The sequence below is a fragment of the Sphingomonas sp. GW821-FHT02B09 genome (assembly GCF_059421875.1).
The window spans coordinates 963,938-976,800 of the sequence record NZ_JBWKVV010000001.1 but is presented as its reverse complement, the minus strand read 5'-3'; the positions used below and the strand labels follow the sequence as shown (position 1 = coordinate 976,800).

General features: G+C 68.4%; 14 protein-coding genes. 4 read left to right on the top strand and 10 right to left on the bottom strand.

The features are described from left to right. The first annotated feature begins 81 nt into the window (after positions 1 to 81). Positions 82 to 828 (top strand): triose-phosphate isomerase, encoded by a 747-nt coding sequence (tpiA, locus tag AC07U4_RS04490; RefSeq protein ID WP_038660224.1) that lies wholly within the window; start codon positions 82 to 84, stop codon positions 826 to 828. A 47-nt stretch (positions 829 to 875) separates the two neighbouring features. Then, positions 876 to 1,637 (top strand): energy transducer TonB, encoded by a 762-nt coding sequence (locus tag AC07U4_RS04485; protein WP_495194579.1) that lies wholly within the window; start codon positions 876 to 878, stop codon positions 1,635 to 1,637. On the opposite strand, the gene AC07U4_RS04480 is transcribed toward AC07U4_RS04485, so the two are convergent. From AC07U4_RS04480 to AC07U4_RS04465, 4 genes are all read right to left on the bottom strand, one after another. Next, the gene (locus tag AC07U4_RS04480; RefSeq protein ID WP_495194578.1) at positions 1,634 to 2,101 is read right to left on the bottom strand and encodes a DUF1203 domain-containing protein; all 468 of its coding nucleotides are present in this window, start codon (positions 2,099 to 2,101) and stop codon (positions 1,634 to 1,636) included. The genes AC07U4_RS04485 and AC07U4_RS04480 overlap by 4 nt on opposite strands. Positions 2,102 to 2,183: 82 nt before the next feature. After that, entirely contained in the window at positions 2,184 to 2,693 is a 510-nt protein-coding gene (locus AC07U4_RS04475; protein WP_495194577.1) for a DUF2867 domain-containing protein, read from the bottom strand. Beyond that, complete coding sequence (locus tag AC07U4_RS04470; protein WP_495179991.1) at positions 2,690 to 4,054, bottom strand: leucyl aminopeptidase family protein; 1,365 nt, start codon at positions 4,052 to 4,054, stop codon at positions 2,690 to 2,692. The genes AC07U4_RS04475 and AC07U4_RS04470 overlap by 4 nt, the downstream gene beginning before the upstream one ends. Position 4,055: 1 nt before the next feature. Further along, on the bottom strand, positions 4,056 to 5,465 hold the full coding sequence (locus AC07U4_RS04465) for a serine hydrolase domain-containing protein (RefSeq protein ID WP_495195013.1): 1,410 nt from the start codon (positions 5,463 to 5,465) through the stop codon (positions 4,056 to 4,058). A 288-nt stretch (positions 5,466 to 5,753) separates the two neighbouring features. Between AC07U4_RS04465 and AC07U4_RS04460 the strand changes: the two genes are divergently transcribed. Next, complete coding sequence (locus tag AC07U4_RS04460) at positions 5,754 to 6,245, top strand: P-loop nucleotide/nucleoside kinase family protein (protein WP_495194576.1); 492 nt, start codon at positions 5,754 to 5,756, stop codon at positions 6,243 to 6,245. Positions 6,246 to 6,305: 60 nt separating this feature from the next. Here the strand turns inward: AC07U4_RS04460 and rimO are convergent, their stop codons facing one another. Further along, the gene (gene rimO, locus AC07U4_RS04455) at positions 6,306 to 7,631 is read right to left on the bottom strand and encodes a 30S ribosomal protein S12 methylthiotransferase RimO (RefSeq protein WP_495194575.1); all 1,326 of its coding nucleotides are present in this window, start codon (positions 7,629 to 7,631) and stop codon (positions 6,306 to 6,308) included. 120 nt (positions 7,632 to 7,751) lie between these two features. On the opposite strand from rimO, the gene AC07U4_RS04450 reads away from it, so the two are divergent. After that, a complete protein-coding gene (locus AC07U4_RS04450) occupies positions 7,752 to 8,837 on the top strand; it encodes an anhydro-N-acetylmuramic acid kinase (RefSeq protein WP_495195012.1) in 1,086 nt (361 codons plus the stop codon). Between the two features lie 218 nt (positions 8,838 to 9,055). Here the strand turns inward: AC07U4_RS04450 and AC07U4_RS04445 are convergent, their stop codons facing one another. From AC07U4_RS04445 to AC07U4_RS04425, 5 genes are all read right to left on the bottom strand, one after another. Next, entirely contained in the window at positions 9,056 to 9,292 is a 237-nt protein-coding gene (locus AC07U4_RS04445) for a hypothetical protein (RefSeq protein ID WP_495194574.1), read from the bottom strand. A gap of 47 nt (positions 9,293 to 9,339) precedes the next feature. Beyond that, complete coding sequence (locus AC07U4_RS04440; protein ID WP_495194573.1) at positions 9,340 to 10,518, bottom strand: vWA domain-containing protein; 1,179 nt, start codon at positions 10,516 to 10,518, stop codon at positions 9,340 to 9,342. A 31-nt stretch (positions 10,519 to 10,549) separates the two neighbouring features. Then, positions 10,550 to 11,113: a CHAP domain-containing protein gene (locus AC07U4_RS04435; RefSeq protein ID WP_137897008.1), complete on the bottom strand. Its 564-nt coding sequence runs from the start codon at positions 11,111 to 11,113 to the stop codon at positions 10,550 to 10,552. Positions 11,114 to 11,232: 119 nt separating this feature from the next. Continuing rightward, on the bottom strand, positions 11,233 to 12,078 hold the full coding sequence (locus tag AC07U4_RS04430) for an AAA family ATPase (RefSeq protein WP_137897009.1): 846 nt from the start codon (positions 12,076 to 12,078) through the stop codon (positions 11,233 to 11,235). 77 nt (positions 12,079 to 12,155) lie between these two features. After that, entirely contained in the window at positions 12,156 to 12,815 is a 660-nt protein-coding gene (locus tag AC07U4_RS04425) for a DUF6975 family protein (RefSeq protein ID WP_495179997.1), read from the bottom strand. Between the last annotated feature and the right edge of the window lie 48 nt (positions 12,816 to 12,863).

Here is a 12,863-nt window from a genome sequence, read left to right as displayed (position 1 = left end):
CAGCGTCTTTAGGGGCGCAGCGGCTTGCCATCAAGCGCGCGGGCGGGCACAGTTTGTTGAACATGTAAAACAGGAGGTCGGATGACGCGGCGCAAGCTGGTGGCGGGCAATTGGAAGATGAACGGATCGCGTGCCGCGCTCGCCGAACTCGACGGCATCGCGGCGGCGGCGGCCGGCGCGCCGGGCGTCGACGTGATGGTCGCGGTGCCGTTCACGCTGATCGCGCCCGCGGCGGAACGGGCACCGGGGCTGCTGATCGGCGCGGAGGACGTGCACGAGGCGGACAGCGGCGCGCATACCGGTTGCGTCTCGGCCGCGATGGTCGCCGAGGCGGGCGCGCGCTTCACCATCGTCGGCCACAGCGAGCGACGGATGGACCAGGGCGAGACCAGCCACGATGCCTGGGCGAAGGCGGCGGCGGCGCGGCGCCAAGGGCTGCACGTCATCTCCTGCTGCGGCGAGACCGAGGCGGAGCGCGACGCCGACCGCGCCGAACGCGTGGTGCAGGCGCAGATCGAGAAGTCGGTGCCCGACAATGCCGATGGCAGCTGGTTCACGCTCGCCTACGAACCGCGCTGGGCGATCGGCACGGGCCGCACGCCGACGCTGGAGCAGATTTGCGCGATCCACGCGATCGCCCGCGCCAAGCTGCGCACGCTGATCGGCGATGCCGCCGACGGCGTGCGCATCCTGTACGGTGGATCGGTGACCGGGGAGAATGCCGCGACGATCCTCGCCTGCGACAATGTCGACGGAGCGCTGGTCGGCGGGGCGAGCCTGACCGCCGCGAAGTTCGTGCCGATCATCGAGGCGGCGGCCGGGGTGTAGCACGCGCGAGCGGTCGCCGAACCCCGGTCAGCGTTGCGAAAGGCGGGGTGCGGCATCATCTTGCCATCGTGATCGCGCCTGCTCCCCTACGCGAACGGCTCGGCGCCGCCGCTCTGACCGCCGTCATCGTGGCGGCGCTCGGCTATGCCTTGTGGCTCGGGCTCGCCTTCCGGGGCGGCGTCACGCCGATGCAGAGCGCGCTGGCCACCTTCACCGTCGCGCCCGAGCCGCCGCCGCCGGAGCGCGTCATACCGCCGCCCAAGCGGGTCAACCGGCCGAGCGGCCGGGCGGCGCCGCCCAATCTCCGCTCCAAGGCGACCGAGGTCACCGCGCCGGTGCCGATCGTCCAGATTGTGCCGCCGCCGCCGATCGTCGTCGCGCCGCTGCCCAATATCGGCGCGCAGGCGACCTCCGGCGCATCCGACCGGGCGGGGCCGGGCACCGGCGCCGGCGGGATCGGCGACGGCAATGGCGCGGGCGGCGACGGCGATGGCGACGGCAGCGGCTGGGAAAAGGTGCCGCGGCTGGTCAGCGGCCGGATCAAGGGATCGGACATCCCTGACGCGATCCTCGACACCGGCTTTCGCGGCGTCGTCGGCGTCCGCTATCGCGTCGAAACCAACGGCCGCGTCACCGGCTGCACGATCGCGCGATCGAGCGGCAGTGCGCTGATGGATCAGGTGACCTGTGCGGCGATCGAGAAGCGCTTCCGCTACGATCCGTGGCGCGATGCGGCCGGGCGGCCGGTGCGTTCGACGGTGCTGCGCGACCAGCAATGGGACATCGATCCGCCGACGATCGATCGCTAGGCGCGGACGATGCGGGCGGCGTAGCATCCCCGCTTGGCATAATGCGCGTGGAGGCAGGCGACCGCCGGATCCGCCAGCATCCGGTCGATCAGAGGGGCGAGGTGCACGCCATCGACGAGATCGGCATCGGTCATTTCCCCCGCCGCGGTGAAGGCGCGCAGCGATATCGGGCGGCGGCGGAGCGCCTCCGGCACGACATCGACCTGATCGAGCGCCTGCGTCGCGCGTTCGCCGATGAAGATGGCATGGCGTGCGCGATAGGGCGTGTCGGCCGGCTGGTGTTCGTAGTTGAGCAGGATGGCGGTTTCGCCGATCGCCAGATCGCGCACCTCTATCCGGTCGGGGAAGCCGGGGTCCGCATCGACGACATACCGTCGCGCGCCCCGCGCCGCCAGTGCGGCATCGGACAGGCCGACGAGGGGACGGAACGGTGCCGGGTCGAGGCCTAGGATACGGAAGGACATGGATGGCTCCTCTCAAGTGGAGCTGTATCTGCGCTGCGGGCGAGCCGTCGGCATCCCGTTGCTTGCGATCAAAATCGGAAGGTCAGTCGGCGACGAAGCCGGCGGCTTCCGCGCGTCCGAGGCTCGATCGGACGACGAGATGGTGGAATGGCGTTATCGCGGCGAGATAGGCACGGCCGAGCCGGTTGCGACAATGGACCACCGTCGTGGCGAACACGGTGGCGGCCCCGTCCGCGCCGCGCTCCGCCAGCAGCGAGAGGCGGAAATCCAGGTGCCGGTCGTCTTCGCCGAGGATGATCTCGTCCGCCGATTGGGCGCGGATCGGGAAGAAGGCGACGCGCGTCTCGGCGGAAACCGCGCGGCGGATATCGCCTGTGGTTTGCAGGCCGGCGCTGCGGGCGAAACCGTCGCGTATCCCCAGCAGCGCGCGGAACCACCAGCTCGGCCGATCGAGGATCGCCCGCGCGATCGTGCGGATATCGCCGTCATGCCCGGGCGGCAGCGGCGCGGCATAGCAATCGAGCAGGTCCGCGCCGTCATACCAGTTGGCGATACGGCTCGAGTGGGGCGGATCGCGGCGGGTGACGCTCACCGCGTGCCATAGCGCCGTTTGAGCAGCGCGTAGCAGGCGCGCAGCGCATAAGCGTCGCCGCCCTTCGGACGACCCGGTTTGGCGGAGGGGCGCCAGGCGAAGACGTCCATATGCGCCCAGATCGTGTCCTTCGGCACGAAACGGCGGAGGAACAGCGCGGCGGTGATCGCGCCGGCGAAGCCACCGTCAGGGGCGTTGACCATGTCGGCGATGTCCGACTTGAGCATCTCGTCATAGCCGTCCCACAGCGGCAATCGCCACAGCGGGTCGTCGAGCGCGGTGCCGGCGGCGAGCAGGTCTGCCGCGAGCGTCTCGTCGTCGGTGAACAGCGGCGGCAAATCGGGGCCGAGCGCGACGCGCGCCGCGCCGGTCAGCGTCGCGAAGTCGAGGATCAGCTCGGGATGCGCCTCCCCGGCGCGGGTGAGCGCATCGGCGAGGATCAGCCGTCCTTCTGCGTCGGTGTTGGTGTTCTCGATCGTCGGGCCGAGGCGGCTGCGCAGCACGTCGCCCGGGCGGAAGGCATTGCCGGCGATCGCATTCTCTACCGCCGGGATCAGCAGGTGCAGGCGCACCGGCAGCCGCGCCGCCATGACGAGGCTGGCGAGCGCCAGCGCATGCGCCGCACCGCCCATATCCTTCTTCATCAGCCGCATGCCGGCCGATGGCTTGATGTCGAGCCCGCCGGTATCGAAGACCACGCCCTTGCCGACCAAGGCGATGCGCGGATGCGCGGGGTCGCCCCATTCGAGCTCGATCAGCCGCGGCGCGCGCTCCTTGACCGCCGCCTGTCCGACCGCGTGGATCAGCGGATAGCCGGTGGCGAGCGCGTCGCCGCGAGTGATGGTGACGCTCGCTTGATGATCGCGCGCCAGCCGTTCGGCGGCGGCTTCCAGCTCGGCGGGGCCGAGGTCGCCCGCGCCGGTGTTGACGAGATCGCGCACCCAGCCGGTCGCAGCGGCTATGCGCAAGGTCTCCTCGATACCTGCGGCGTCCTGCGTCAGGAGGATGCGCGCGCCGGTGTCGTCCGCCTTGCGATAGCGGTCGAAGCGATATTGGCCGAGCAGCCAGCCGAGCGCGGCGGGGCCGATCGCACCGCCGACGCGATAGGTGCCGGCGGGGAGCGCCTCGGCGAGCTTCGCCAGCGTCCAGACGTCGGCTGCGGCGGCGACGACGATCGCCTGCACGTCCTCGTCGGCGTAGATGGCGTGGCTACCGGACTTGCCGGTGAAGCGTTGCGCGGCGAGCGCGGTGCGAACGCGTGGCGGCTGGGCGGCGAGCCATGCGTCATAGGCGTCAGGCGCGATCAGCGCGATGGGGCGGGCGGGCTGGCCGCGGTCGGGCTGGAGCAGGGTGTCGGGCATATCAGGTCGCCGGGCTGACGAGGAATTGCTCGTAGCGCTCGGTGCCGTCGGGCTCGGCGAAGGTGCCGATCGACAGCTTCCGGTCGGGATAGGTGACGGTGTAGCGGCGCTGGACGAAGCCGCCGCGCAATTGCGTCTGTCCCGCTTTCTCGAAGCTGGTCGGTACGCCGAGCGCGGACAGGCTGGTGCGATAGTCGGCGAGCACCTGCGGCGTGAAATAATAAGAGGCGTTGGCGGTGAGCAGCGAGCGGTCGAGGGTGCCGCCGCGCAGTGCGTCGAACATTGCGCGCGCCGCTTTGGTCTTCGCCGCCTCGGTGGCGTCGGCATCGGCGGGAAGGACGACCTTGGCGATGCCCTGCGCGATGCTGACGAAGGCGTTGCCGAAATCGGCGTTGGTCAACACGACGATCGCCGCTTTCTGCTCGGGATAGACGATATTCTCCGACAGGAAACCGACCGCCTCGCCGCTATGCTCGACATAGGGCTGGCCGGCGCGCTTACCGAGGCTGACGCCGAGGCCGTAATTGGTGGTGCTGCCGTCGGCGAGCAGCACCGGCTTCTCCTGCGCTGCCCAGTCGTCGGCGGGGAGCAGGCCGCGGTTCAGACGCGCCACGTCCCATTTGGCGAGGTCGCCGGCGCTCATCGACAGCTCACCCGCGGCATAGAGCCAGCCGTCGGCGGCGGGACGCGCGACGCGGACCGGGCCGAGCGCGTTGCGGTGATAGCCCGAGGGGAAACGGGCGCCGATCGCCTTGTCTTGATCGATCGCGGTGATGCCGAGCGGCTTGAAGACGCGGCGTTCGAGGAGGGTCAGCAACGGCTCGCCCGCGGCCTTTTCGGCGATCAGGCCGGCGACGACATAGCCGGTGTTGGAATATTGCCATTGCGTGCCGGGGGCGAAGTCGAGCGGCTTCTTCGCCCAGCGATCGACGATCGCCTGCGGCGTGGTCGGCGTCTCCATCGCCTTGAAGCTGTAATCCTGCGGCCAGTAATCCTGCAGGCCCGAGGTGTGGCTTAGCAACTGGCGGATGGTGATCCGATCGCCGCCGCTGATCCCCGGCAGCCATTTGGCGACGGTGTCGTCCAGCGACACTTTGCCGTCGTCCTCGAGCAGCAGCAGCGCGGCGGCGGTGAACTGCTTCGAGATGGAGGCGATCTGATAGGGCGCGTCGGGGCGTGCGGCGTCGCGGTCCGATTGCTTGCCATAGGCCTTGGTCAGCACGATCCGCCCGCCGCGGACGATCGCGACCTGCGCCGAGGGCGTGCCGGTGGTGGCGAGCGCATCGGCGACGACCTTGTCGACCGCGGTCTGTTCGGCGGGGGTGAGCGTCTGGGCGGCGAGGGGGCTGGCGGTGAGAAGGAGAGCGAGCGTCGCGAGCGTCTTTTGAAGCATCGCGGAAGGCTGCCACATCCGGGTGGTCTGGCGAAAGTGAAATCGGCGCGCGGGCGTCGAGCGCGGCTGGCGGTGTCCTACGGTGATATCGGGAAGCGGCACCGTCGTGGGTCGAACGACGACCATCGATGCCATCTCACGCTGGACTAGCGACAGGAGGGGTGGCATCTTCGTGCCATGCCTTTCGTCATTCCCATCGCGATTGCGAACAGCGGACGAATTAACCACCCGGCCTGATGCGTCGGGCCGGGTCTATCCGCTTGTGACTATCACGATGCTGCGTGCATCTGCGAAGGGTATCGAACCATGTCTTTGGAACAACCGACGCTGCACCTCGTGTGCGGCAAGATCGCTGCCGGGAAATCCACGCTTACCGGTGCTCTAGGAAAACAGCCCCACACGGTTGTGGTGAAGGAAGATTACTGGCTGGCACGCCTGTATCCGGGCGAGCAGAACAGTCTTGCCGACTATGTTCGGAACGCAGCGCGGCTGCGCGATGCGATACGCGCGCATCTGGTCGATCTGTTGCGGGCGGGATTATCCGTGGTGTTGGACTTTCCGGCGAATACACCGGCAAGCCGGGCATGGATGCGCGCCGTGTTCGAAGAGGCGGGCTGTGCTCACCAACTTCATTATCTCGACGTTCCGGATGACGTCTGCAAATCCCGGTTACGCCGGCGGAATGACGACGGCACGCACGAATTTACCGTGAGCGACGATGATTTCGCGCAAATCACGAAGCATTTCGTTCCGCCAACACCCGAGGAAGGGTTCGACGTCGTTCTGCATCGACCCTAGCCATCCGTCCTCTCCCGCGACGTTGACCGCGCAACGGGAGAGGACCCGAACCGCCTCGCGTCAAACCGGCACGCCGTACAGATCGTGTTCGTCGGCGTCCTCGATCGCCACCGGGACGATGTCGCCGACCGCGAGGTGTGCGGCGTCGCGCAGGAAGACCTGGCCGTCGATTTCGGGGGCGTCGGCCTGGCTGCGGCCGGTGGCGCCTTCCTCACCCACTTCGTCGATGATGACGGGGAGGGTGCGGCCGATCTTCGCGGCGAGCTTGGCGGCGCTGATCGCGGCGGTCTTGGCCATGATCCGCTGGTAGCGCTCCTCCTTCACCTCCTCCGGCACGTGATCGGGCAGGAGGTTGGCGGCGGCGCCCTCGACCGGCTCGAAGCGGAATGCGCCGACGCGGTCGAGCTGCGCCTCGTCGAGCCAGTCGAGCAGGTATTCGAAGTCCGCCTCGGTCTCGCCGGGGAAGCCGACGACGAAGGTCGAGCGGATCGCGATGTCCGGGCAGATCTCGCGCCACTGATGGATGCGGCTCAGGACCTTGGCGTCGTTGCCGGGGCGCTTCATCCGCTTGAGCACCGACGGCGCGGCATGCTGGAACGGGATGTCGAGATAGGGAAGCACCAGCCCCTCGGCCATCAGCGGGATGACCTGATCGACGTGCGGATAGGGATAGACGTAGTGGAGGCGGACCCAGGGGGCGATCCTGCCGAGCTCGCGGGCGAGGTCGGTCATGTGCGGCACGACCTCCTGCCCCTTCCACAGCCGCGGCTCCTTGCGGATGTCGATGCCATAGGCGCTGGTGTCCTGGCTGATGACGAGCAGTTCGCGCGTGCCGGCGGCGACGAGCTTTTCCGCCTCGCGCAGGATCGCGTCGGGGCGGCGGCTGACGAGATCGCCGCGCAGGCTCGGGATGATGCAGAAGGAGCAGCGGTGGTTGCAGCCCTCCGAGATCTTCAGATAGCTGTAATGGCGCGGCGTCAGCTTGAGCCCGGCGTCGGGGATCAGGTCGATATAGGGCGAGAGGTTGGCGGGCGCCGCCTCGTGCACCGCCTCGACGACCTGTTCGTACTGATGCGCGCCGGTGACCGCGAGCACCTGCGGGAAGCGGGCGCGGATCACCTCGGCCTCCTTGCCCATGCAGCCGGTGACGATGACGCGGCCGTTCTCGGCGATCGCCTCGCCGATCGCCTCGAGGCTTTCCTCCTTCGCCGAATCGAGGAAGCCGCAGGTGTTGACCAGCACGACGTCGGCGCCGGCGTAATCGGCGGACATCTGATAGCCGTCGGCGCGCAGCTGCGTGAGGATACGTTCGCTGTCGACCAGATTCTTGGGACAGCCGAGCGACACCATGCCGACGCGCGGCGGGGAGGGGAGACGAGTTGCCATGAGAGAGGCGCACATAGGCGTTTCGCCGCGCTTTTGCCAGATGGTGCCGTGTCCGGCGTCGTTCGTCGCTCGACACCGGCGGGGGCAGGCGGCACAGCGGCAGCAGGGGAGTGACGTTTGATGCTGGCAATAGGGTTGATGTCCGGAACGTCGCTCGACGGGATCGATGCGGCGCTGATCGAGACCGATGGCGAGGGACAGGTGCGCGCCTTGGCGTTTCGCGGCGAGGCCTATTCGGATGCGGCGCGCGCGCAGCTCGCCGCGGCGACGACGCTGGCGCTGACCTTCGACCGGCCGCGGGCGAGCCCCGATCTGGTCGCGGCAGGCGAGCTGATCGACCGGACGCATGCCTTCGCCGTCCACAAATTGCTGCGCGAGGCGGGCGTCGAGGCGGCGGACGTCGGGGTGATCGGCTATCACGGCCAGACCGTCGCGCATCGCCCCGATCGCGGCTGGACGTGGCAGATCGGCGACGGCGCGGTGCTGGCGCGGGCGACGGGGATCGCGGTGGTCGGCGACTTCCGCAGCGCCGACGTCGCCGCGGGCGGGCAGGGCGCGCCGTTGCTGCCGGTCTATCATGCCGCGCTGGCCGCGGGGCTGGAGAAACCGGTGGCGGTGCTCAATCTCGGCGGGGTGGGGAATATCACCTTCGTCGGCGCGGACGGGACGCTCGTCGCCTTCGATACCGGGCCGGCGAACGGGCTGATCGATAGCTGGGTCGAGGCGGAGACCGGCGCGCGCTTCGACGCGGACGGTGCGCTGGCGGCGGCGGGGCAGGTCGACGAGGCGGTGCTGACCGGGATGCTCGACCATCCGTTCTTCGAACTGGCACCGCCGAAGAGCCTCGATCGCAACGATTTCACCGTTCAGCCGGCGCGCGGGCTGGCGGCGGCGGACGGTGCCGCGACGCTGACCGCCTTCACCGCGGCGAGCGTCAACGAGGCGATCGACCGCCTGCCGGCGCGGCCGCGGCGGCTGATCGTCGCGGGCGGCGGCCGGCATAACCCGACCTTGCTGCGGATGATCGGCGAGCGGACCGGGCTGACGCCCGAGCCGAGCGATGCGCTGGGCTGGAACGGCGATGCGATGGAGGCGGAGGGCTTCGCCTATATGGCGGTGCGGACGTTGCGCGGCCTGCCGATCAGCTTTCCGGGGACGACCGGGGTGGCGGCACCGCTGACCGGTGGGGTGGTGAGCCGGCCGTAGCGCGTGTTGTGTTGGACGACATGGACGCCGCATTGGAAGTGATTGGCTCAGTGATGCTCTGCTTGACGCCACCGCCAGTGTTCCCGCGAAAGCGGGAACCCAGGGTTAAGCAGACTAACGCCTGACGCCGCTCGTGACTCCCGGGCTCCCGCTTTCGCGGGAGCACTGATAGGGACTCGCCCTTCGCGGAGCATGTGGTCGCGAAGCGTTCCGAGATTTCAGCGCGGGCGAACGCTGACCGGGGTCGGGCAGCCGTCGATCTCCCGGACCACGGTGTAGATCGGCTTGGCCGGCGGCAGTTCGCCGAGCTTGTGGAGGCCGGGCTTGACCGCGCCGGACACCTGTCGGGTGCTCGGCCGTTCGCATTTTTCGACGAGCGGCGGCTTCGGCTTCGTCGGCTGCGCCGCGGCAAGCGTGGGAACGAGTGCGATGAGCAACGGCAGGCAACGCATCATGAGTCTCCCCGATATGGACCTATCCTATCAAAGACGCCGACCGTGCGCTACCGTTTGCGGGTCAGTTCGCGCATCGCGTCGTCCAGCCCGACTAGCGTCAGCGGGTACATGCGCTCGCTCATCAGTTCGCGGATCATGCGGATCGACGGGTTGTAACCCCATTGCGGTGATGGGAGGGGATTGAGCCACACCGCGGCCGGATAGGTGTTGGTCAGCCGCTGCATCCACGTCGCGCCCGCCTCTTCGTTGTTATGTTCGACCGAGCCGCCCGGATGGCTGATCTCATACGGGCTCATCGATGCGTCGCCGACGAGGACGAGCTTGTAATCGTGGCCGAATTTATGAAGCACGTCCCACAGCGGCGTGCGTTCGGAAAAGCGCCGGCGATTGTCCTTCCACACGCCTTCATAGGGACAATTGTGGAAGTAGAAGAATTCGAGGTTCTTGAACTCGGCGGTGGCGGCGCTGAACAATTCCTCGCACAGCGTCACCCACGGGTCCATCGAGCCGCCGACGTCGAGGAACAGCAGCAGCTTGACCGCATTGCGCCGTTCGGGCCGCATCCGCACGTCAAGCCAGCCCTGGCGTGCGGTGCCGTCGATCGTACCGTCGATATCGAGTTCGTCGGCCGCGCCCTCGCGCGCGAAACGGCGCAGGCGGCGCAGCGCGACCTTGATGTTGCGCGTGCCGAGCTCGCGCGTCGAATCGAGGTTGCGGAACTCGCGCTGGTCCCAGACCTTGATCGCGCGATGATGGCGGCTCTCGCCGCCGATGCGGACGCCTTCGGGGTTATAGCCGCCGTTGCCGAACGGGCTGGTGCCGCCGGTGCCGATCCATTTGCTGCCGCCCTGATGGCGCCCTTCCTGTTCGGCGAGCCGCTGTTTGAGCGTCGCCATGATCTCGTCCCACGAGCCCAGCGATTCGATCCGCGCCATCTCCTCGGGGGTGAGATATTGCTCGGCGACCGCCTTCAGCCAGTCTTGGGGCAGATCCGCCGTCCCGGCGCCGTAGCTGGTGGCGATGCCGCGGAAGACCTTGGCGAAGACCTGGTCGAAGCGGTCGAGCAGCCCTTCGTCCTTCACATAGGTGGCGCGGGCGAGATAGTAGAAGGCTTCCGGCGTGCGGTCGATCACCTCGGCGTCGAGCGCCTCGAGCAGGACGAGATGCTCCTTGAGGCTGGCCGGGATGCCGGCGGCGCGAAGCTCGTCGAGGAAGGCGAGGAACATGGCGGCATCTTAGGGGTGCCGCGGCGCGTGTCTACCGGCCGGCGCCGGGGACGTAGGCGTCGATCAGCGCGCCGACGTAATCGGGGTTGCGGCTGGTGAGTTGCGGCGAGGGGTGGCCGCCATAGATGAAGCCCTTGACCGGGTAGATGCCGCCGCCGAGCCCCTCGACATCGCGATACCAGACCTTGACCTCGCTCCAGTCGTTGCCCGGCGATACGTCGTACAGTGTGACGTCCTGTTCGGCATGGCCGCGCTTGCCGTTCTGGCGCGACCAATTGGCGTGGGTGAGCATCAGCACGCGACGCTCGACGACCCGGCTGACCACCGCGACATGACCGAGCGGCAGGCGGCCGGTCTTGGCGAAGACGATCACCGAACCCTGGCGCGGACGATGGCCGCGGTCGTAGCGACCCTCGGCCTGGTTCCACCACGTCCAGGCATCGCCGTAGATCTCAATCCCCGATGCGGCACGCGCGAACGGCACGCACTGCCCGACATAGTCGAGCAGCCCGGCCGACGCGCCGAGCGGGGCGGCAAGCATTGCCGCCTGTGCGGCAGCGACCAGCAGGCCGCATCTGGGAAAAAAGCCCCGCATTGGGGCGAGTTACGTCACTGCGGATGACTGGCAGATTGGCAGTCATGGTTAACGCGCGATCAAGCGGCAAAAAGTTGCCGGTCGTTGCAGGGGCGGAACGATGGGTGGTGGTATGCGGCTCAGCGCTGCCGCTTGGCCATGAACGCCAGCCGCTCGAACAGCATGATGTCCTGTTCGTTCTTCAGCAGCGCGCCGTGCAGCGGCGGGATCGCCTTGGTCGGGTCGCGGTTCTGGAGGACGTCAAGCGGCATGTCCTCGTGGAGCAGCAGCTTGAGCCAGTCGAGCAATTCGCTGGTACTCGGCTTCTTCTTGAGGCCCGGCACGTCGCGGACCTCGTAGAAGACGTCCATCGCCTTGCTCACCAGGATCTTCTGGATGCCCGGGAAGTGGACGTCGACGATCGCCTGCATCGTCTCGCGATCGGGAAATTTGATGTAATGGAAGAAGCAGCGGCGCAGGAAGGCGTCGGGCAGCTCCTTCTCGTTGTTGCTGGTGATGACGACGATCGGCCGTTCGACCGCGCGCACCGTCTCCTTCGTCTCATAGACGTGGAATTCCATCCGATCGAGTTCCTGCAACAGGTCGTTTGGGAATTCGATGTCCGCCTTGTCGATCTCGTCGATCAGCAGCACCGGCGGGGTCGGCCGGGTGAACGCCTCCCACAATTTGCCGCGGCGGATGTAATTGGCGATGTCGTGGACGCGTTCGTCGCCGAGCTGGCCGTCGCGCAGCCGGGCGACCGCGTCATATTCATACAAGCCCTGCTGCGCCTTGGTGGTCGACTTGACGTTCCACTCGATCAGTTCGGCACCGGTCGCCTTGGCGATCTCATAGGCGAGGACGGTCTTGCCGGTGCCCGGCTCGCCCTTGACCAGCAAGGGGCGGCGCAGCGTCACCGCGGCGTTGACCGCGACCTTCAGGTCGTCGGTCGCGACATAGCTTTGCGTGCCTTCGAAGCGCTTCATGGCCGTTCCCGACGGTGGAGTGTCGGGAATCTGGTTGGCGCATCGCGTCGCGCCGCGCAAGCGACGCGAGGGCCGGCTCAGCCGTTGCGCGCGCTGGCGCGGGCTTCGAGCAGGTCCCACAACGCGCGATGCTGCGCGAGCAACTGCTGCGCGCCGAAGCGGACCGCCCGTTCGGTGGCCAGCGTCGCGCCGAGCATCGTGACGCTCGATGCGGTCTCGGCGAGCGACGGGAAGCCGGCGGGGACCGGCTCGACGCCGAACCGTTCGGCGGCGTGATCGAGCAGCAGGCGGATCGTCGTCCAGTCGTGCACCAAAGCGGCGACCGCGCCGGTCGCGCACCCGCGGCGTTCGGAGCGCGCGAGCGTCTCGAGCGCGTGGCGGCTGGCGATCAGCGCCGCCTCGGTCTCGGCCTGGCCCGGCGTCGAGGGGGTGGGGCCGGCGGCGGCGGCGAGGCGGGCGATATAGCCGCGCTCCCCGACGAAGGCGTCGGCGACCGCGGTCAGCCAGTCGCAGGCGTCGGGCTGGACGCAGAAGGTGCGCGCCTCGACCGCGAGACCGGGCGGGTCACCGTGGACGGCGCAGAGCGCGTGGACCGCGTCGGACAGATCGCGCGAGGCGGCGGCGGGCGAGATGAGCAGGCTGAGATGCGGATGCGCCACGCTGCCGTCGGCCTCGCCGAGCTCGGTCACCACGTCCCAAGCGCTCGCTTGCCCACCCTTCTGTGCCGTGTCCAACATGCTGTCCCGCTAATCGATATCGTGCCGCCAAGCCGGTCCGACTTGGTC